Origin of the sequence: Sphingomonas melonis (assembly GCF_013409985.1) — a bacterium.
Lineage (GTDB): Bacteria > Pseudomonadota > Alphaproteobacteria > Sphingomonadales > Sphingomonadaceae > Sphingomonas > Sphingomonas melonis_A.
Genome location: NZ_JACCBY010000001.1, coordinates 1,119,581 through 1,137,052 on the forward strand (window position 1 = coordinate 1,119,581; position 17,472 = coordinate 1,137,052).

The 17,472-nt window shown below is 66.0% G+C and carries 27 protein-coding genes; all 27 read left to right on the forward strand.

The features are described 5' to 3' along the window. Position 1: 1 nt before the first annotated feature. The 27 genes from rpsS (at position 2) to guaA (ending at position 17,439) form a co-directional block, all read left to right on the forward strand. Positions 2-277, forward strand: coding sequence for a 30S ribosomal protein S19 (gene rpsS / locus HD841_RS05360; RefSeq protein WP_037534168.1), 276 nt, complete (start codon positions 2-4; stop codon positions 275-277). After that, positions 277-654 (forward strand): 50S ribosomal protein L22, encoded by a 378-nt coding sequence (rplV, locus tag HD841_RS05365; RefSeq protein WP_037534166.1) that lies wholly within the window; start codon positions 277-279, stop codon positions 652-654. The genes rpsS and rplV overlap by 1 nt, the downstream gene beginning before the upstream one ends. After that, positions 654-1,361: a 30S ribosomal protein S3 gene (rpsC, locus tag HD841_RS05370; protein ID WP_037534164.1), complete on the forward strand. Its 708-nt coding sequence runs from the start codon at positions 654-656 to the stop codon at positions 1,359-1,361. Before rplV ends, rpsC begins: the two co-directional genes overlap by 1 nt. Positions 1,362-1,374: 13 nt before the next feature. Next, positions 1,375-1,809 carry a 50S ribosomal protein L16 gene (gene rplP / locus HD841_RS05375; protein ID WP_037534163.1) on the forward strand — a complete coding sequence of 145 codons (435 nt, stop codon included), beginning with the start codon at positions 1,375-1,377 and terminating at the stop codon, positions 1,807-1,809. A gap of 3 nt (positions 1,810-1,812) precedes the next feature. Then, positions 1,813-2,016 carry a 50S ribosomal protein L29 gene (rpmC, locus tag HD841_RS05380; protein WP_179507792.1) on the forward strand — a complete coding sequence of 68 codons (204 nt, stop codon included), beginning with the start codon at positions 1,813-1,815 and terminating at the stop codon, positions 2,014-2,016. A gap of 10 nt (positions 2,017-2,026) precedes the next feature. After that, the gene (gene rpsQ / locus HD841_RS05385) at positions 2,027-2,299 is read left to right on the forward strand and encodes a 30S ribosomal protein S17 (RefSeq protein ID WP_115377314.1); all 273 of its coding nucleotides are present in this window, start codon (positions 2,027-2,029) and stop codon (positions 2,297-2,299) included. 168 nt (positions 2,300-2,467) lie between these two features. Continuing rightward, positions 2,468-2,836, forward strand: coding sequence for a 50S ribosomal protein L14 (rplN, locus tag HD841_RS05390; RefSeq protein WP_037534160.1), 369 nt, complete (start codon positions 2,468-2,470; stop codon positions 2,834-2,836). Continuing rightward, positions 2,836-3,153 (forward strand): 50S ribosomal protein L24, encoded by a 318-nt coding sequence (gene rplX, locus HD841_RS05395; RefSeq protein WP_179507793.1) that lies wholly within the window; start codon positions 2,836-2,838, stop codon positions 3,151-3,153. Before rplN ends, rplX begins: the two co-directional genes overlap by 1 nt. Then, positions 3,146-3,733, forward strand: coding sequence for a 50S ribosomal protein L5 (gene rplE, locus HD841_RS05400; RefSeq protein WP_179507794.1), 588 nt, complete (start codon positions 3,146-3,148; stop codon positions 3,731-3,733). Before rplX ends, rplE begins: the two co-directional genes overlap by 8 nt. A 41-nt stretch (positions 3,734-3,774) precedes the next feature. Beyond that, positions 3,775-4,080, forward strand: a complete 306-nt coding sequence (gene rpsN / locus HD841_RS05405) for a 30S ribosomal protein S14 (protein ID WP_038663377.1) — start codon at positions 3,775-3,777, stop codon at positions 4,078-4,080. A 9-nt stretch (positions 4,081-4,089) separates the two neighbouring features. Continuing rightward, the gene (rpsH, locus tag HD841_RS05410) at positions 4,090-4,485 is read left to right on the forward strand and encodes a 30S ribosomal protein S8 (RefSeq protein ID WP_179507795.1); all 396 of its coding nucleotides are present in this window, start codon (positions 4,090-4,092) and stop codon (positions 4,483-4,485) included. After that, a complete protein-coding gene (rplF, locus tag HD841_RS05415) occupies positions 4,485-5,018 on the forward strand; it encodes a 50S ribosomal protein L6 (protein WP_179507796.1) in 534 nt (177 codons plus the stop codon). Before rpsH ends, rplF begins: the two co-directional genes overlap by 1 nt. Continuing rightward, a complete protein-coding gene (rplR, locus tag HD841_RS05420; protein WP_179507797.1) occupies positions 5,018-5,374 on the forward strand; it encodes a 50S ribosomal protein L18 in 357 nt (118 codons plus the stop codon). Before rplF ends, rplR begins: the two co-directional genes overlap by 1 nt. 1 nt (position 5,375) lies before the next feature. After that, on the forward strand, positions 5,376-6,137 hold the full coding sequence (gene rpsE, locus HD841_RS05425) for a 30S ribosomal protein S5 (RefSeq protein WP_257015254.1): 762 nt from the start codon (positions 5,376-5,378) through the stop codon (positions 6,135-6,137). Positions 6,138-6,142: 5 nt separating this feature from the next. Continuing rightward, on the forward strand, positions 6,143-6,319 hold the full coding sequence (gene rpmD / locus HD841_RS05430) for a 50S ribosomal protein L30 (protein WP_017979476.1): 177 nt from the start codon (positions 6,143-6,145) through the stop codon (positions 6,317-6,319). 191 nt (positions 6,320-6,510) lie between these two features. Beyond that, positions 6,511-7,053, forward strand: coding sequence for a 50S ribosomal protein L15 (rplO, locus tag HD841_RS05435; RefSeq protein ID WP_179507798.1), 543 nt, complete (start codon positions 6,511-6,513; stop codon positions 7,051-7,053). Between the two features lie 134 nt (positions 7,054-7,187). After that, positions 7,188-8,552 (forward strand): preprotein translocase subunit SecY, encoded by a 1,365-nt coding sequence (secY, locus tag HD841_RS05440; protein ID WP_179507799.1) that lies wholly within the window; start codon positions 7,188-7,190, stop codon positions 8,550-8,552. Between the two features lie 42 nt (positions 8,553-8,594). Next, positions 8,595-9,239 (forward strand): adenylate kinase, encoded by a 645-nt coding sequence (locus HD841_RS05445; RefSeq protein ID WP_179507800.1) that lies wholly within the window; start codon positions 8,595-8,597, stop codon positions 9,237-9,239. Between the two features lie 382 nt (positions 9,240-9,621). Continuing rightward, positions 9,622-10,317 (forward strand): winged helix-turn-helix domain-containing protein, encoded by a 696-nt coding sequence (locus HD841_RS05450; protein WP_179507801.1) that lies wholly within the window; start codon positions 9,622-9,624, stop codon positions 10,315-10,317. Between the two features lie 40 nt (positions 10,318-10,357). Next, complete coding sequence (locus HD841_RS05455; RefSeq protein WP_179507802.1) at positions 10,358-11,698, forward strand: sensor histidine kinase; 1,341 nt, start codon at positions 10,358-10,360, stop codon at positions 11,696-11,698. A 198-nt stretch (positions 11,699-11,896) separates the two neighbouring features. Further along, positions 11,897-12,097, forward strand: coding sequence for a hypothetical protein (locus HD841_RS05460; protein WP_179507803.1), 201 nt, complete (start codon positions 11,897-11,899; stop codon positions 12,095-12,097). Between the two features lie 537 nt (positions 12,098-12,634). Then, complete coding sequence (rpsM, locus tag HD841_RS05465) at positions 12,635-13,003, forward strand: 30S ribosomal protein S13 (protein WP_038663341.1); 369 nt, start codon at positions 12,635-12,637, stop codon at positions 13,001-13,003. A gap of 94 nt (positions 13,004-13,097) precedes the next feature. Further along, positions 13,098-13,487: a 30S ribosomal protein S11 gene (gene rpsK, locus HD841_RS05470; RefSeq protein WP_037534130.1), complete on the forward strand. Its 390-nt coding sequence runs from the start codon at positions 13,098-13,100 to the stop codon at positions 13,485-13,487. Between the two features lie 83 nt (positions 13,488-13,570). Beyond that, the gene (locus HD841_RS05475; RefSeq protein WP_038663345.1) at positions 13,571-14,638 is read left to right on the forward strand and encodes a DNA-directed RNA polymerase subunit alpha; all 1,068 of its coding nucleotides are present in this window, start codon (positions 13,571-13,573) and stop codon (positions 14,636-14,638) included. 254 nt (positions 14,639-14,892) lie between these two features. Beyond that, positions 14,893-15,315 (forward strand): 50S ribosomal protein L17, encoded by a 423-nt coding sequence (gene rplQ, locus HD841_RS05480; RefSeq protein ID WP_179507804.1) that lies wholly within the window; start codon positions 14,893-14,895, stop codon positions 15,313-15,315. Between the two features lie 129 nt (positions 15,316-15,444). Continuing rightward, the gene (locus tag HD841_RS05485; RefSeq protein WP_179507805.1) at positions 15,445-15,819 is read left to right on the forward strand and encodes a hypothetical protein; all 375 of its coding nucleotides are present in this window, start codon (positions 15,445-15,447) and stop codon (positions 15,817-15,819) included. A gap of 63 nt (positions 15,820-15,882) precedes the next feature. Further along, positions 15,883-17,439, forward strand: coding sequence for a glutamine-hydrolyzing GMP synthase (gene guaA / locus HD841_RS05490; protein ID WP_179507806.1), 1,557 nt, complete (start codon positions 15,883-15,885; stop codon positions 17,437-17,439). The last annotated feature ends 33 nt before the right edge of the window (positions 17,440-17,472 follow it).

Genomic DNA, 17,472 nt, shown 5'->3' on the forward strand with positions numbered 1-17,472 from the left:
CATGGCTCGTTCAGTCTGGAAGGGCCCGTTCGTCGAACTGAGCCTTCTGAAGAAGGCGGAAACCGCGCAGGATGCCGGTGGCCGCGCGCCGATCAAGACCTGGTCGCGTCGTTCCACCATCCTGCCGTCGTTCGTCGGCCTCACGTTCAACGTCTACAACGGCCGCAAGTTCGTGCCGGTGTCGGTCAATGAAGAGATGGTCGGCATGAAGCTGGGTGAGTTTGCGCCGACGCGCTACTTCCCGGGTCACGCCGCTGACAAGAAGGGCAAGCGCTGATGAGCAAGCCTGTATCCCCCCGTAAGGTCGGCGAGAAGGAAGCGCTTGCCGTCGCCACGCAGATCCGTGGTTCGGCACAGAAGCTGAACCTGGTCGCGGCGCTGATCCGCAACAAGCCGGTCGGCGATGCGATGAGCATCCTTCAGTTCTCGACCAAGGCGATGGCGGTCGACGCGCGCAAGGTGCTGGCCTCGGCCATCGCCAATGCCGAGAACAACCACAACCTCGACGTCGACGCGCTCGTCGTCGCCGAGGCGTCGGTCGGCAAGTCGATCACCATGAAGCGCTTCGCGACCCGCGGCCGTGGCAAGTCCACCCGCATCCTGAAGCCGTTCAGCCGTCTGCGCATCGTCGTGCGCGAGCAGGAAGAAGCATAATGGGTCACAAGAGCAACCCCATCGGCATGCGGCTCCAGATCAACCGGACCTGGGACAGCCGCTGGTTCGCCGAAGGCCATGATTATGGCCAGCTGCTGCTGGAGGATCTGAAGATTCGCGCCTTCATCATGAAGACGCTGCCGCAGGCCGCCATCTCCAAGGTCGTCATCGAGCGTCCGGCCAAGCTGTGCCGCATCTCGATCTTCGCTGCCCGCCCCGGTGTGATCATCGGCAAGAAGGGCTCGGACATCGAGAAGCTGCGCAAGACGATCGGCGCGATGACCAAGTCCGACGTGTCGCTGAACATCGTCGAGATCCGCAAGCCGGAGATCGATGCCAAGCTCGTCGCGCAGGGCATTGCCGACCAGCTCGAGCGTCGTATCGCCTTCCGCCGCGCCATGAAGCGTGCGGTGCAGTCGGCGATGCGCCTGGGTGCCGACGGCATCCGCGTCGCCTGCGGTGGCCGTCTCGGCGGCGCCGAGATCGCCCGTTCGGAGAGCTATCGCGAAGGTCGGGTTCCGCTGCACACGCTGCGCGCGAACATCGATTATGCCGAGGCCCAGGCCCACACGTCCTATGGCGTGTGCGGCGTGAAGGTCTGGGTCTTCAAGGGCGAGATCCTCGGCCATGACCCGATGGCGCAGGACCGGTTGATGATGGAGGCTCAGACCTCCGGCGTCCGCCCGGCCCGCGACGACCGTCGTTAAGGACTGACACGACATGTTGCAGCCAAAGCGCACCAAATTCCGCAAGGCCTTCAAGGGCCGCATCCACGGCGACGCCAAGGGCGGCACCAGCCTCAACTTCGGGTCGTACGGCCTGAAGGCGATGGAGCCGGACCGGATCACCGCACGCCAGATCGAGGCGGCCCGCCGCGCGATCACGCGTCACATCAAGCGCCAGGGGCGTTTGTGGATCCGTATCTTCCCGGACGTGCCGGTCTCGTCGAAGCCGGCCGAAGTCCGCATGGGCTCGGGCAAGGGTTCGCCTGAGTTCTGGGCCGCCCGCGTCAAGCCGGGCCGGATCCTGTTCGAGCTCGACGGTGTCGAGGGCAAGATCGCCGCTGAGGCGTTCGAGCGCGCCGCCATGAAGCTCCCGATCAAAGTCAAGGTCGTCGCCCGTCTGGGTGACACCAGCCACCTCGGAGGCGAGTGATAGATGGCCAAGTCTGATTTTCAGAGCCAGAGCGACGATCAGCTGTCCGAGAGCCTCGGCCAGCTGAAGCGCGAGCAGTTCAACCTCCGCTTCCAGGCGGCGACGAACCAGCTCGAAAAGCCGAGCCGCGTCAAGGAAGTCCGTCGCGACATCGCGCGGATCAAGACCCTCCAGGCGCAGCGCACCAGCGCCGCGGCTGCCAAGTAAGGAACATCAGATGCCGAAGCGCGTGCTGACCGGACTGATCGTGTCCGACAAGGGCGACAAGACGGTGGTCGTGAACGTGGAGCGCAAGGTCAAGCACCCGCTCTACGGCAAGATCATCCGTCGCTCGAAGAAGTACCACGCCCATGACGAGGCGAACGAGTACAAGGCCGGCGAGACCGTGCGGATCGAAGAGACCGCACCGATCTCCAAGCTGAAGACCTGGAAGGTCGTCGATCGGGTGAACACCCATGCGACGCCCGAGCGGGTCGACGTCGACGCATAATCATCCGCCGGCTCCGGCCGGTGGATGAATCAGGGCAGGGGGCTTGCGTCCTGCCAGCGGAGTGGCTAATGGGCCGCTCCCCCTGGTGCGGCTCGCCCGCGCCGGGGGTCATTATTTTAGGCGGGGCTGGGTCGGTATCCACCCCATAGAGAGAAGGAAGTTGGATCAATGATCCAGATGCAATCCAATCTCGACGTCGCTGACAACAGCGGCGCGAAGCGGGTGCAGTGCATCAAGGTGCTGGGCGGCTCGAAGCGTCGTACCGCCACCGTCGGCGACATCATCGTCGTCAGCATCAAGGAAGCACAGCCCCGGGGCAAGGTGAAGAAGGGTGACGTGCATCGCGCCGTCATCGTCCGCACCGCCAAGGACATCCACCGTGCCGATGGCTCGACCATCCGCTTCGACGGCAACGCCGCCGTCCTGGTCAACAAGAACGAGGAGCCGATCGGCACCCGTATCTTCGGCCCGGTCGTGCGCGAGCTGCGTGGCAAGAAGCACATGAAGATCATCTCTCTCGCTCCCGAGGTGCTGTAATGGCCGCCGCGAAGATCAAGAAGGGTGACCAGGTCGTCGTCCTGTCCGGCAAGGACAAGGGCAAGACGGGCACCGTCACCCAGGCGATGCCGAAGGACGGCAAGGTGATCGTGGGCGGCGTCAACGTCGCGACCCGTCACCGCAAGCCGACCCAGGCGAACCCGCAGGGCGGTCTCGAGAAGATCGAGGCGCCGCTGCACATCTCGAAGGTCGCGCACGTGACCGCCGACGGCAAGCCGACCCGCGTCCGTTTCGAGACGCAGGACGGCAAGAAGGTCCGCGTGGCCGTGAAGACGGGGGACAAGATCGATGGCTGATGCCGCCTATAAGCCCCGCATGAAGGGCATGTACGAGGACACGATCATCAAGGCGATGGTCGAGAAGTTCGGGTACAAGAACGTCAACGAGATCCCGCGCATCGAGAAGATCGTCCTGAACATGGGCGTCGGCGAGGCGACCCAGGACAAGAAGCGCGTCGACCAGGCCGCTTCCGAAATGGAACTGATCGCAGGCCAGAAGCCGGTGATCACCAAGGCGAAGAAGTCGATCGCGCAGTTCAAGCTGCGTGAGGGCATGCCGATCGGCGTGAAGGTCACCCTTCGCCGCGAGCGCATGTACGAATTCCTCGACCGTTTCATCACGATCGCTCTTCCCCGCGTCCGCGACTTCCGCGGCCTCAACCCGAAGAGCTTCGACGGCCGTGGCAATTATGCCTGCGGCATCAAGGAGCAGATCGTGTTCCCCGAGATCAACTATGACCGCATCGACAAGGTGCGCGGCATGGACGTGATCGTCACCACCACGGCGAAGACCGACGACGAGGCGCGCGAGCTGCTCCGTCTCTTCGGTTTCCCGTTCCCTCAGCCCGAGGCTGAGCAGCAGAAGCAGGCTGCGTGAGCAGCCTCGCTTTCCTGAAGTAAGGAAGAGAGCTTAAGTCCATGGCGAAACTGAGTTCGATCAACAAGAATGAGCGTCGCAAGAAGCTTGTGAAGCAATATGCTCCCAAGCTGGCGAAGCTGAAGGCGATGGCGAATGACCAGAGCCTCGACGAGAGCGAGCGTCTGATCGCTCGCCTCAAGATGGCGGAACTGCCGCGCAACGCGAACCCGACCCGCATCCGTAACCGGTGCGAGATCACGGGCCGCCCGCGCGCTTATTACCGCAAGTTCCGTCTCGCACGCGTGATGCTCCGTGATCTGGCCAATAAGGGCATGATCCCCGGTCTCACCAAGTCGAGCTGGTAAGGATTCATCATGGCAGTGACCGATCCCCTGGGTGATTTGCTCACCCGTATCCGCAACGGCCAGCGCGCGAAGAAGGACTCCGTCCTCTCGCCGGCGTCGAAGCTGCGCATCCGCGTGCTCGACGTGCTGCAGCGCGAAGGCTACATCCGTGGCTACAGCGACGAGCAGATGGGCCCCGCCGCCGGTGTCCGCATCGAGCTGAAGTATTTCGAGGGTCAGCCGGCGATCAAGCATGTCGCCCGCGTCTCGAAGCCCGGCCGCCGCGTCTATTCCGGTTCGCAGGATCTTCCCCGCGTCCGCAACGGCCTCGGCATCACCATCGTCTCGACGCCTCGTGGCGTTCTGTCCGACGCGGAAGCGCGCGAGCAGAATGTCGGCGGCGAAGTGCTTGCGGAGGTCTTCTGATGAGCCGCATCGGTAAGAAGCCGGTTCCCGTACCGGCCGGCGTGACGCCGACGATCAACGACGGCATCATCAGCGTGAAGGGCCCCAAGGGCACCCTCACCATGCCGCTCCGCGAAGAGATCAGCTACACGCTCGAGGACGGCGGCATTTCGGTGCAGCCGGCCAATGAGACCAAGCGCGCTCGCGCGTTCTGGGGCATGCAGCGCACGATGGTGCAGAACCTGATCACCGGCGTGACCGACGGCTTCACCAAGAAGCTGCTGATCACCGGCGTCGGCTATCGTGCCGCCGCGCAGGGCCGCAACCTCAAGCTGCAGCTCGGCTACAGCCATGACGTCAACATCGACGTGCCGGAAGGCATCGAGGTGAAGACGCCGGACGCCACCACCGTCGAGATCAGCGGTTCGGACAAGCAGAAGGTCGGCCAGCTGGCCGCCGAGATCCGCCGCTGGCGCAAGCCCGAGCCGTACAAGGGCAAGGGCATCAAGTACGACGGCGAGTTCATCTTCCGCAAGGAAGGGAAGAAGAAGTAATGACCAAGGGTCTCTCTCTTTTCGCGAAGCGCCGTCGGCGCAATCGTACCGCGCTGAAGGCGCGTGCCGGCACTCGTCCGCGGCTGTCGGTGCATCGTTCGGGCAAGCACATCTACGCCCAGGTGATCGACGACGTCGCCGGCAAGACCGTCGCGTCGGCCTCCACCCTGGAGAAGGACGTGCGCGACCAGTCGGGCGCGAACATCGCGGCGGCGACTGCGGTCGGCACCCGCGTGGCGGAGGCGGCGAAGGCCGCCGGCGTGACGCAGGTCGTGTTCGATCGTGGCGGCTTCCTGTTCCACGGCCGCGTCAAGGCGCTGGCTGAAGCGGCGCGTGCCGCCGGATTGGAGTTCTAATATGGCTGACGAGAACAACGTGCAGCCCGCAGCGGCTGAAGGCGCTCCCCAGGACGCCGGTGCGCCCCAGGGCGGCCAGCAGGGCGGCTTCGCCGGCCGTGGCGGTCCGCGTGGCGGTCGTGGTGGTGGCGGCGGTGGCCGTGGCCCCGGTGGCCCGGGCGGCAATCGCGGTGGCCGTGACGGCGGCCGTGGCGGTCGTCGCGACGATCGCCGTGGCGGTCAGGACGATGGCGGCGAAGAGCTGATCGAGAAGCTGGTCCACATCAACCGCGTCTCGAAGACGGTGAAGGGCGGCAAGCGCTTCGGCTTCGCGGCGCTGGTCGTCGTCGGCGACGGCAAGGGCCGGGTCGGCTTCGGTCACGGGAAGGCGCGCGAAGTGCCGGAAGCCATCTCCAAGGCCACTGCGGCTGCGAAGAAGGCCATGGTCCGCGTGCCGCTGAAGGACGGTCGTACGCTGCATCACGACGGCAACGGCCACTTCGGTGCCGGTCGCGTGACGCTCCGTTCGGCGCCGCAGGGCACCGGCATCATCGCGGGTGGCCCGATGCGCGCCATCTTCGAGAGCCTCGGCGTTGCCGACGTGGTGACCAAGTCGGTCGGCACGTCCAACCCCTACAACATGATCCGCGCCACGTTCGAGGCACTGGGTGAGCAGACTTCGCCGAAGTCGGTCGCGCAGCGCCGTGGCAAGAAGATCGCCGACCTGCTCGGCCGCGGTGGTTCGCAGACCGCCGAGGCGGATGCAGCGGCCGTCGTGGAGTAACTGACATGGCGACGATCAAGATCAAGCAGACCGGTTCGCCGATCCGCCGCACCAAGGATCAGCGCGCGACGCTGATCGGCCTCGGCCTCAACAAGATGCACAAGGTCTCGGAGCTGGAGGACAGCCCCGAGGTCCGCGGGATGATCCGCAAGGTGCAGCACATGGTCGAGGTCCAGGGCTAACCCACGACCCGTTCGCCCCGAGCCAGTCGAAGGGCATCCCTCCACGAGGGGGACGGGCATGGGCTTGGACAAGCTCGGCCCGGACGGGATTGGGGATCGGTTCCCGACCTAGTGACAAATACGGGGAAGGGGGCTAAGCGGCCCCCTTCCTTTTTCCATCAGCGCGACAAAAGCGAAAGCGAGTGCATATCATGAAGCTCAACGAACTCCGCGACAACCAGGGTGCCCGCAAGTCCAAGATCCGCGTCGGACGCGGCATCGGTTCGGGCAAGGGTAAGACCGCCGGCCGCGGCCAGAAGGGTCAGAAGAGCCGCGAGGGCGTCAGCATCGCCGGCTTCGAAGGCGGCCAGATGCCGCTCCACATGCGTCTGCCGAAGCGCGGCTTCAACAACATTTTCGCCAAGGATTATGCCGAGGTGAACACCGGCGCGATCCAGAAGGCGATCGATTCGGGCAAGCTGTCCGCCGAAGGCACGATCGACCAGGCGGCGCTGAAGGCGGCCGGCCTCGTCCGTGGCGGCAAGGACGGCGTCCGTCTGCTCGCCAAGGGTGAGCTGACCACCAAGCTCGCCTTCCACGTCGCCGGTGCATCGGCGGGTGCGCGCGCGCAGGTCGAGAAGACCGGCGGTTCGCTCGACATCCCGACGATCGTCCCGGCCGCCGAGAAGGCCGCCGCCAAGAAGGGCGTGCAGTACAAGGCGCGCCAGGAGAAGAAGGCGTCGTTCAAGGCGTAACATCATGTGTCCCCGCGGCCTCGCGGGGACACAAAGCGCCGGACCGATTAGACAAGGCGCACCCAGCGCCTATATGAGCGGCGGGGCGGGTCAAAACGCATCCCGCCGCTTTTGTTTCCAGGACACCGACACGCATGGCATCCGCAGCCGACCAGATGGCGCAAAGCATCAGCCTCGCCAAATTCGCGCAGGCGACCGACCTCAAGAAAAGGTTGTGGTTCACGATCGGCGCGCTGATCGTCTTCCGGCTGCTGAGCTATGTGCCGCTGCCGGGCATCGACCCGACGGCCCTCGGCCTGCTGAGCCAGCGCACCACGGGCGGCGTGCTCGATTTCTTCAACACCTTCTCGGGCGGTTCGCTCAGCCGCATGTCGCTGATCGCGCTCGGCGTGATGCCCTATATCACCGCCTCGATCGTCGTGCAGCTGTCGACCTCGCTGTCGCCGCAGCTCGCCGCGATCAAGAAGGAAGGCGAGTCGGGACGCAAGAAGCTCAACCAATACACCCGCTACGGCACCGTCGCGCTGACCGCGATCCAGGGCTATTTCATCGCCGTCGGGCTCGAGGCGCTCAGTGCGAGCAACGGCCTCGCCGCGGTGATCGAACCGGGCATGACCTTCCGCATCGCCGCGGTCATCTCGCTGATCGGCGGTACGATGTTCCTGATGTGGCTGGGTGAGCAGATCACCAGCCGCGGTATCGGCAACGGCGTCAGCCTCATCATCATGGCCGGCATCGTCGCGCATCTGCCGACGACGCTCGTCAACCTGCTCGAAGGCGGCCGGTCGGGCTCGATCGACGCGGTGCGGCTGATCGGCATCATCATCGCGGTCGTCGCGCTGATCCTGTTCATCTGCTTCATGGAGCGCGCGCAGCGCCGCATCCTGATCCAATATCCCAAGCGCCAGACGCAGCGCGGCATGCAGGCCGACCGCAGCCACCTGCCGCTCAAGATCAACACCGCGGGCGTGATCCCGCCGATCTTCGCCTCGTCGCTGCTGCTGATGCCGCTGACGATCAGCCAGTTCGCGGGCCAGCGTGTCGCCGGCCAGTCGAAATGGGGTGATTTCATCATCACGCTCAACCAGTATCTGGCGCACGGCCAGCCGGTGTACATGGCGCTCTACGCCGCCGGCATCATCTTCTTCTCGTTCTTCTACACCGCCGTCGTCTTCAACCCGGAGGAGACCGCGGACAACCTCAAGCGCTATGGCGGGTTCATCCCCGGCATCCGCCCCGGCAAGAACACCGAGACCTATTTCGATTACGTGCTAACCCGCATCACCGTGATCGGCGCGGCCTATCTGACGATCATCTGTCTGTTGCCCGAATATCTGGTGTCGGCGCTGTCGATCCCCTTCTATCTCGGCGGCACCAGCCTGCTGATCGTCGTCAACGTGACGATGGACACGGTGACGCAGATCCAGAGCCATCTGCTCGCCCATCAATATGGCGACCTCATCAAGAAGGCGAAGCTGAAGGGCGGGCGTCTCCGCTAAGCCCTTCGGCCGACGACAACGAGCCAAACAGGGAGAGCTCGCGTGAACATCATCCTTCTCGGGCCGCCAGGGGCGGGCAAGGGCACCCAGGCGCAGCGGCTGATGGCCACGCGCGGGATGCAGCAGCTGTCGACCGGCGACATGCTGCGCGCCGCGGTCAAGGCGGGCACGCCCGTCGGCCTGCAGGCGAAGGCGGTGATGGAGGCGGGTGAACTCGTCTCGGACGCCATCGTCTCGGCGCTGATCGGCGAGCGGCTCGACCAGGGCGTCGGTGGCGGCGCGATCTTCGACGGCTATCCCCGCACCGCGGCGCAGGCCGTGGCGCTCGACGGATTGCTCGAGGCGCGCGGGCTGACGCTCGACCATGTCATCGAGCTCGAAGTGGACGAGGCGGCGCTGATCGAGCGCGTCGAGGGCCGCTATACCTGCGCCAAATGCGGCGCGGGCTATCACGACCGGTTCAAGCTGCCCAAGGTCGCCGGCGTCTGCGACGTCTGCGGGTCGACCGAGTTCAAGCGCCGCCCCGACGACAATGCCGAGACCGTGCAGACGCGCATGGCCGAATATCGCGCCAAGACCGCACCGATCCTGCCGATCTACGAGGCGCGCGGCTTGGTCGAGCGCGTCAACGGCATGGCCGACATCGACCATGTCTCGCAGGCGATCGCGGCGATCCTCGACGGGTGAGGGGGCGTTCGGGCGAAGCGCGCTTCTCCCGCAAACACCACCCTGTCGTCATCCCGGCGAAAGCCGGGACCCATGGTCACGTGCGGCTGACGGCAACGCGCACCCCGATGGTCATCGCAACCATGGGTCCCGGCCTTCGCCGGGATGACGAAGGTTGGGGCCAGCCTGTCCTGGCATAACCCGTTACAACCATGACGCTTTTGTCATCTGACGGTCACCGCTCCGCTACCCTGTTGCGCCTAGACGATAGCCCACGGTCGCAACGACGGTCGGCAGGTTAGACGAGATCGGTGCCCGTCACTCCCGGGGGTGCCGTAGGGGCCGGCGGAAGGGATGCTTTCCGCCGGCCTTTCCTGTAGTGAGGAAGCGTGAGCAAGACACCGTGAGCCGCAAGATCCTGATCGTCGAGGATGACAGCTCGACCGCCGCCTATCTCGCCAAGGGCCTGTCCGAGGCCGGCTATTCCGTCGAATCGGCCCGCGACGGCCGCGACGGCCTGTTCCTCGCCAGCGAGGGCATCTTCGACCTCATCATCGCCGACCGCATGCTGCCGGGGCTGGACGGCCTCTCGATGGTCAGCGCGATCCGTGCCGCGGGCATCGCCACGCCGGTGCTCGTCCTTTCCGCGCTGGCGGCGGTCGACGATCGCGTCGACGGGCTCAAGGCCGGCGCCGACGATTATCTGTGCAAGCCCTTCTCGTTCGCCGAACTGTCGGCGCGGATCGAGGCGCTCGTGCGCCGCTCCGACCGGGTCGCGACCGAGCCCACCAAGACCAAGCTTGCGGTCGGCGATCTCGAGATCGACCTGCTCGCCCGCCACGTCACCCGTGCAGGCCGCAACATCCCGCTCGGCGCGCGCGAGTTCAACCTGCTCGAATTCCTCGCCCGCCATGCCGGACAGGTCGTCACGCGGACGATGATGCTCGAAAAGATCTGGAACTATCATTTCGATCCGGGCTCCAACGTCGTCGACGTCCATATCGGCCGCCTGCGCCGCAAGCTCGAGGACGGCTTCGCCTCGCCGATCCTCCACACCGTCCGGGGCGCGGGTTACCGACTTGCGGCCGATCCCGTCTGATCCAGGTTCGCGTTTCGGGAGTCGTTGGGTAGGACGGGCCATGCGCCTGTCCGTCACCGCCCGTATTGCCCTGCTGTCGATCGCGCTGGCGCTGATCTCCAACCTCGTGCTGGTCGGCTTCGTCTGGAAGCAGACCGACGCCGCGGTGGTCGGCACCGTCCGGCGCGAGACGATCGAGCAATCCGACGCGATGCGCGCCATCTATCGCGCCGACGGCCTGCCCGCGGTGATCGAGGCGATCGAACATGCCCGCGTCGCCGGCGACACCGCGCTGCTGCTCGCGGTGCTCGACCGGAACGGCAACCGCGTCGCCGGCTATGCCCCCGCGCAGGTCAGGATCCCGCTCGTCTCCAGCCAGTTCCGCATCGCCGATTTCGACACCAGCGAGGCGACCAACGACATCGGCTATACGCTGCGGCCGATCGGCGACCACTGGCTGCTGACCGGCCGCCGGCTCGATCTGGTCGAGGCGGAGCGCAACGCGATCGAGGGCGCGCTCGCGGTCGCGGTGCTGCTGTCGCTGGTGCTCGGCATCGGCGCGGGGCTGGTGCTGGCGCGCTACGTCGGCTTGCGCCTCAACCGCATCGCCGCGGTCATCGAGGCGGCGGGGGAGGGCGACCTGTCGCGGCGCGTGCCCGTCGCCCCGGCGCGGCGCGACGCCTTCGACCGACTCGGCCAGCAGCTCAACCTGATGCTCGGCAAGCTCGAACGGCTGATGGTCGAATTGCGCGTCGTCACCGACAGCATGGCGCACGACCTGCGCTCGCCGCTCACCCGGCTGCGCACCAAGACCGAACAGGCGGTGCTGATCGCCGATCCCGCCGCGCGCGAGGCGGCGCTCGGCGGGCTGCTCGTCGAGACCGATCTCGTCATGCGCATGCTGACGATGGTCATCGAGATCAGCCGCTCCGAATCGGTCTCGCGCGAACGCTTCATCCTCGTCGAGCCGGCCGAACTGGTCGAGGAGATCGCCGAACTCTACGAGCCCGTCGCCGAGGAGGCCGGGCTCGACTTCACCGTGGCGATCGACGCGTCGGCGCCGGCGATGCTGCTCCATCGCGAATTGCTGAGCCAGGCGATCACCAATCTGATCGACAATGCGCTGAAGCATGCGGCAAGCGGCGGGGTGCTGACGCTGCGCCTTGTCGCGCAGCCGCGCGAGATCGCCATCCAGGTCGAGGATCGCGGCAGCGGCATTGCCGAAGCCGACCGCGCGCAGGCGCTCAAGCGCTTCGGCCGGCTCGATGCCGCGCGCACCACGCCCGGCGCGGGCCTCGGCATGGCGCTGATCGAGGCGGTCGCCCGCCTGCACAATGGCCGGTTCGAACTCGCCGACAACGTGCCCGGCCTTGTCGCGCGGATCGTGCTGCCGGTCCATTGAGCCGGCATTGCGCCCGGCGTCGCCGCTGGCCATCCGCGGGACGCCGGACGCTCGTCGTATTTCCTGCCCGGCCGGCGGTTAACCCCTTGTCAGGCCGCGGCCGATAAGGTGACGGAACAGGCGCAGCCGGGGGGCTGCGTTCAACGGGCGGCGTGTCGCCGCGGGGGCTTTGCGCCGGAAACGGCAAGAAGGAGCATTATGCTGGGGGCGATCGTCTTTACCTATGGGATGCTGATGAGCTTCGTGTTGCAGGGCGCGACCCGCAACGCCAAGCTGGCGCGGCCCAATCCGCCGATGCTGCAATATATCGGCTATCTTCTCTGCGGCCTGTCCGCCGGCCTGTCGATCATGCTGCTGATCATGGCGTTCACCGCGAAAGCGCCCTTCCCGCTGATGTGACGCGCTCCTCTGGAAGGGGGTGCGGCCGAGGGCAGGGAGTCTCGTTACCGACCCCCGGTCCCCGTCCGGGGCGCTCGCATAGAGCGGCAACAATGAGGTTCGAATCGCCTCCTCATCAGATTCGTCACCCCGGACTTGTTCCGGGGTCCACCGGGCAGCAGGAGGACGGCATCCTCTCCAGCCGTTCTCCTCGCCGCGGAGTGGACCCCGGAACAAGTCCGGGGTGACGGCGCGGGTTTGGAAAGAGCAGGTCCAACAGAACGGCCTATGCCACAGCCCCGTCGCTCCCCGCGCAAGCGCCTCACCCCACCGCCCACCAACCCCCGGCTTACCGCCGGGGAACCAGTCGCTTGACACGGCGTTTGCGCGCGCCTACCTGCACTCCTCTCCGAAATACCGGCTTCCGGCGACGCTCGTTTGCGCTCGTCGCGCTTTGCGTAGATGCAAGGTCGTGGAAAATGGTGTTGGGTCGGAGGATGCGACGAGATGGGGGGCGTGCGGCCATGCCGTTCCCCGTGGAGCTAGGAGAAACATTTCATGGCACGTATCGCGGGTGTCAATATCCCGACCAACAAGCGCGTGGTGATCGCGCTGACCTACATCCATGGCATTGGCCTGACCAAGTCCAAGGAAATCATCGCCAAGCTGAACATCGCTCCCGAGCGTCGCGTTCAGGACCTGACCGATCAGGAAGTGCTGCAGATCCGTGAGACGATCGACGCCGACCACACGGTCGAGGGCGATCTGCGTCGCGAAACCGCGATGAACATCAAGCGTCTGATGGATCTCGCCTGCTATCGTGGCCTGCGCCACCGTAAGGGCCTCCCGGTCCGCGGCCAGCGCACGCACACCAACGCCCGCACCCGCAAGGGCAAGGCGAAGCCGATCGCAGGCAAGAAGAAGTAATTCGTCCGGGGGACGAATTACTCCGTCGGAGACAGGTTCGAGGCCGATCGCCTCCCCGTCTCCGCACCACGACTAGGGTCAGGATTTTCAGTCAATGGCACGTGAACCGCAGCGTATTCGCCGTCGCGAACGCAAGAACATCACCGCCGGCGTCGCGCATGTGAACGCCAGCTTCAACAACACCATGATCACCATCACCGACGCGCAGGGCAACGCCATCTCGTGGTCGTCGGCCGGTGCGATGGGCTTCAAGGGCAGCCGCAAGTCGACCCCGTACGCCGCTCAGGTGGCCGCGGAAGACGCCGGCAAGAAGGCCGCCGAGCACGGCGTGCGTACCCTCGAAGTCGAGGTCAAGGGTCCGGGTTCGGGCCGCGAATCGGCGCTGCGCGCGCTGCAGGCGGTCGGGTTCCAGATCACTTCGATCCGCGACGTCACCTCGATCCCGCACAACGGTGTGCGTCCGTCGAAGCGTCGCCGCGTCTGATCTTCCACGCGCCGGCTGACGAGTCGGCGCGTTTTTCTCCCGGCTGGAGCTGCCCCCGTTCCGGCCCAAATTAGGGGACACCTGTGTCTGTCAATGCAAAGAACTGGCAGGAACTGAAGAAGCCCAACGGCCTTGAGAAAAAGGGCGGCGACGGCAAGCGGAAGGCGACCTTCGTGGCCGAGCCGCTGGAGCGTGGCTTTGGCCTGACGCTTGGCAACGCGCTGCGCCGCGTGTTGCTCTCCTCGCTGCAGGGCGCGGCCGTGACCTCGATCAAGATCGAGAACGTGCTGCACGAATTCTCCAGCCTGGCGGGCGTCCGCGAGGACGTCACCGACATCGTTCTGAACGTCAAGCAGATCGCCATCCGCATGCAGGGCGAGGGGCCCAAGCGCCTCCAGCTCTCCGCGACCGGTCCCGGTGAAGTCAAGGCCGGCGACATCGCCGTGTCCGGCGACATCGAGGTGATGAACCCCGAGCTGGTGCTGTGCCATCTCGACGAAGGTGCGACGCTCAACATGGAGCTGACCGCCGACATCGGTAAGGGCTATGTCCCCGCGACCGCCAACCGTCCGGCCGATGCGCCGATCGGCCTGATCCCGGTCGACGCGCTCTATTCGCCGGTACGTCAGGTTTCGTACAAGGTCGACCCGACCCGCGTCGGTCAGGACCTCGATTACGACAAGCTGACGCTGACGATCGAGACCGACGGCACCGTGACGCCCGAGGATGCGGTGGCCTATGCCGGCCGTATCCTGCAGGACCAGCTGGCGCTGTTCGTCCACTTCGACGATTCGGCGATCACCCGTTCGTCCGCGCCGATCGGCCAGGCGGCCGCTCCTGCGGCTGGCGGCGACGCGGCCGGCGATACGCAGCAGATCAATCGTTACCTCCTCAAGAAGGTCGACGAGCTCGAACTGTCGGTGCGTTCGGCCAACTGCCTCAAGAACGACAACATCATCTATATCGGTGACCTCGTCGGCAAGACCGAGGCCGAGATGCTCCGGACCCCGAACTTCGGCCGCAAGTCGTTGAACGAGATCAAGGAAGTCCTCTCGTCCATGGGCCTGCGCCTCGGCATGGAAATCCCGGGCTGGCCGCCCGAGAACATCGAAGAGATGGCGAAGAAGCTCGAGCAGGAAATCATGGGCTAAGCCGCACCGGGATAGCCTGCTATCCCGGAGACGGCGACAGCCCGGCCGACGGGCGGGGAAGCGACGCAGTCGCGACACCGTCCCGTTCGACGTGACCGGTGCGGCTCCGCCGCACCGCCACCCGGCCGCCCAAGGACACGTATCTCTGCGTGACCTTTGCGACTTTACAGGGCCCGAATGGCGGTGGCCCGTTACGAACCGCCTGGTCTGGGGATCTCCGTAAGACGGCCCCTTAACGAACGAAGGAAGTTACCATGCGTCATCGCGTCGGCGGCCGTAAGCTGCAGCGTACCTCGGCCCATCGTATTGCGCTGTTCCGCAACATGTCGGCCGCGCTCATCAAGCATGAGCAGATCACCACCACCGTCGCCAAGGCGAAGGAACTGCGTCCCTACGTCGAGAAGCTGATCACGCTGGCCAAGAAGGGCGGCCTGTCGAACCGTCGTCTCGCCCATGCGCGCCTGCTCGACGATGCGCAGCTCGTGAAGCTGTTCGACGTCCTCGCCGAGCGCTACGCGAACCGCAACGGCGGCTACACCCGCATCATCAAGGCCGGCATCCGCGCGTCGGACGCCTCGCCGATGGCGATCATCGAGTTCGTCGACCGCGACGTCTCGGCCAAGGGCCAGGATTCGGGTCCGGTCCAGTCGGACGAGGATTTCGACGAAGCCGCCTGATCGGCCTCGCCACCAACGGATCAAGGGGCGTACCGGCAACGGTGCGCCCCTTTTTCGTAGGTTCAGAATACTGTCAGCATCGGACGTGTATACCGGGCTCTGCAATATGGCTCCGAAGAGGAGGCGATCATGCGCGGCGTCTGGATCATCGCGATATTGGCTCTGGCCGCACCGGCAACGGCGCGGGAGCGGCATCCGCAGCATACCGCCATCTCGACCCCGACCTCGGAAGCACTGGAGTCGGAGCGTCGTCGCGCGCGGCTCAATCCTGTGGGCGGAGCCTTGCTGGCTGGCGCAGCCGGAGCGATGGCATTGGGCTGGCGACCCGCTCCGTCGCGTCCGAAACGTGAGGAGACGCTGTTTATCCGCCCCGGCGCATATGAAGATGTACGCCGGACGGACGACAGCGCGGTCCCGCTGACCCCGCATAGGCCTTCCCCTCCGGCGACGGCCTATCAACCGGCCCCGCCGGTTCCGCTCGAAGTCAAGCTGCCCGCCCGCTGATAGGCACGGCGGTCGCGCGGAAATCGACTGGCATGGCGCGCCGGCTTTGCTATGCGGGCGGCCATGCAGCATACCGACACCATCCTGATCGTCGACTTCGGCAGCCAGGTGACCCAGCTCATCGCCCGCCGGGTCCGCGAAGCCGGCGTCTATAGCGAGGTCGCCCCCTTCCAGTCCGCCGAGGCGGCGTTCGACCGGCTCAAGCCCGCCGGCATCATCCTGTCGGGCGGCCCTGCCTCGGTGACGCTCGCCACCAGCCCGCGGGCGCCGCAGCGCTTCTTCGAGGCGGGCGTGCCGATCCTCGGCATCTGCTACGGCCAGCAGCTGATGAGCGCGCAGCTCGGCGGCAACGTCATCGTCTCGGGCGACGGCGGCGAGTTCGGCAAGGCCTATGTCGAGGTGAAGGCCAATTGCGCGTTGTTCGACGGCCTGTGGGCCGAGGGCGAGCGGCATCAGGTGTGGATGAGCCACGGCGACAAGGTCGATGCGATCCCGCCCGGCTTCACGCCCGTCGCGACCTCGGAAGGCGCGCCTTATGCGATCGTCGCGGACGAGTCGCGCCGCTTCTACGGCGTCCAGTTCCACCCCGAGGTCGTTCACACCCCCGACGGCGGCAAGCTGATCGCCAATTTCGCGCGCCACGTCTGCGGCCTCGCCGGCGACTGGACGATGGCCGAGTTCCGCGAAGCCAAGATCGCCGAGATCCGGGCGCAGGTCGGCAAGGGGCGGGTGATCTGCGGCCTGTCGGGCGGCGTCGATTCGTCGGTCGCCGCACTGCTGATCCACGAGGCGATCGGCGATCAGCTCACCTGCGTGTTCGTTGACGGCGGCATCCTGCGCGCTGGCGAGGCCGAGCAGGTCGTCGGCCTGTTCCGCGGCCATTACAACATCCCGCTCGTCCATGTGGAGGCGCAGGACCTGTTCATGGACGGCCTCGCCGGGGTCACCGATCCCGAGGCGAAGCGCAAGTTCATCGGCAAGACCTTCATCGACGTGTTCGGGGCGGAAGCCAAGAAGATCGGCGGGGCCGAATTCCTGGCGCAGGGCACGCTCTATCCCGACGTGATCGAGAGCGTCAGCTTCACCGGCGGCCCCTCGGTGACGATCAAGAGCCACCACAATGTCGGCGGCCTGCCCGAGCGGATGAACATGAAGCTCGTCGAGCCGCTGCGCGAATTGTTCAAGGACGAGGTGCGCGCGCTCGGCCGTGAGCTCGGCCTGCCCGACGTGTTCGTCGGCCGTCATCCCTTCCCGGGGCCGGGTCTTGCGATCCGCATCCCCGGCGAGGTGACGCGCGAGCGCTGTGACATCCTGCGCAAGGCGGATGCGGTCTATCTCGAGGAGATCCGCAACGCCGGACTCTACGATGCGATCTGGCAGGCGTTCGCGGTGCTGCTGCCGGTGCGCACCGTCGGTGTCATGGGCGATGGTCGCACCTATGACCATGTACTCGCGCTGCGGGCGGTGACCTCGACCGACGGCATGACCGCCGAGGTGTTCGACTTCCCCAGCGACTTCCTGCCGCGGGTGGCCACCCGGATCGTCAACGAGGTCAAGGGCGTCAACCGCGTGGTCTACGACTATACGTCGAAGCCGCCCGGCACGATCGAGTGGGAGTGATCGGGCGCTAGCAGACGGCGCGGGCAGCGATGC

What these genes read in the sequence shown, in the direction of transcription:
- rplX (WP_179507793.1), top strand. Translation starts at nt 2,836, where the DNA reads ATGGCCGCCGCGAAGATCAAGAAGGGTGACCAGGTCGTCGTCCTGTCC.
- guaA (WP_179507806.1), top strand. Translation starts at nt 15,883, where the DNA reads ATGCAGCATACCGACACCATCCTGATCGTCGACTTCGGCAGCCAGGTG.
- rpsE (WP_257015254.1), top strand. Translation starts at nt 5,376, where the DNA reads ATGGCTGACGAGAACAACGTGCAGCCCGCAGCGGCTGAAGGCGCTCCC.
- rpsH (WP_179507795.1), top strand. Translation starts at nt 4,090, where the DNA reads ATGGCAGTGACCGATCCCCTGGGTGATTTGCTCACCCGTATCCGCAAC.
- rplE (WP_179507794.1), top strand. Translation starts at nt 3,146, where the DNA reads ATGGCTGATGCCGCCTATAAGCCCCGCATGAAGGGCATGTACGAGGAC.
- secY (WP_179507799.1), top strand. Translation starts at nt 7,188, where the DNA reads ATGGCATCCGCAGCCGACCAGATGGCGCAAAGCATCAGCCTCGCCAAA.
- rpmD (WP_017979476.1), top strand. Translation starts at nt 6,143, where the DNA reads ATGGCGACGATCAAGATCAAGCAGACCGGTTCGCCGATCCGCCGCACC.
- rplP (WP_037534163.1), top strand. Translation starts at nt 1,375, where the DNA reads ATGTTGCAGCCAAAGCGCACCAAATTCCGCAAGGCCTTCAAGGGCCGC.
- HD841_RS05460 (WP_179507803.1), top strand. Translation starts at nt 11,897, where the DNA reads ATGCTGGGGGCGATCGTCTTTACCTATGGGATGCTGATGAGCTTCGTG.
- rpsC (WP_037534164.1), top strand. Translation starts at nt 654, where the DNA reads ATGGGTCACAAGAGCAACCCCATCGGCATGCGGCTCCAGATCAACCGG.
- rplF (WP_179507796.1), top strand. Translation starts at nt 4,485, where the DNA reads ATGAGCCGCATCGGTAAGAAGCCGGTTCCCGTACCGGCCGGCGTGACG.
- HD841_RS05485 (WP_179507805.1), top strand. Translation starts at nt 15,445, where the DNA reads ATGCGCGGCGTCTGGATCATCGCGATATTGGCTCTGGCCGCACCGGCA.
- rpsK (WP_037534130.1), top strand. Translation starts at nt 13,098, where the DNA reads ATGGCACGTGAACCGCAGCGTATTCGCCGTCGCGAACGCAAGAACATC.
- rplO (WP_179507798.1), top strand. Translation starts at nt 6,511, where the DNA reads ATGAAGCTCAACGAACTCCGCGACAACCAGGGTGCCCGCAAGTCCAAG.
- rplR (WP_179507797.1), top strand. Translation starts at nt 5,018, where the DNA reads ATGACCAAGGGTCTCTCTCTTTTCGCGAAGCGCCGTCGGCGCAATCGT.
- rpsS (WP_037534168.1), top strand. Translation starts at nt 2, where the DNA reads ATGGCTCGTTCAGTCTGGAAGGGCCCGTTCGTCGAACTGAGCCTTCTG.
- rplQ (WP_179507804.1), top strand. Translation starts at nt 14,893, where the DNA reads ATGCGTCATCGCGTCGGCGGCCGTAAGCTGCAGCGTACCTCGGCCCAT.
- rplV (WP_037534166.1), top strand. Translation starts at nt 277, where the DNA reads ATGAGCAAGCCTGTATCCCCCCGTAAGGTCGGCGAGAAGGAAGCGCTT.
- HD841_RS05455 (WP_179507802.1), top strand. Translation starts at nt 10,358, where the DNA reads ATGCGCCTGTCCGTCACCGCCCGTATTGCCCTGCTGTCGATCGCGCTG.
- rplN (WP_037534160.1), top strand. Translation starts at nt 2,468, where the DNA reads ATGATCCAGATGCAATCCAATCTCGACGTCGCTGACAACAGCGGCGCG.
- rpmC (WP_179507792.1), top strand. Translation starts at nt 1,813, where the DNA reads ATGGCCAAGTCTGATTTTCAGAGCCAGAGCGACGATCAGCTGTCCGAG.
- rpsM (WP_038663341.1), top strand. Translation starts at nt 12,635, where the DNA reads ATGGCACGTATCGCGGGTGTCAATATCCCGACCAACAAGCGCGTGGTG.
- rpsQ (WP_115377314.1), top strand. Translation starts at nt 2,027, where the DNA reads ATGCCGAAGCGCGTGCTGACCGGACTGATCGTGTCCGACAAGGGCGAC.
- rpsN (WP_038663377.1), top strand. Translation starts at nt 3,775, where the DNA reads ATGGCGAAACTGAGTTCGATCAACAAGAATGAGCGTCGCAAGAAGCTT.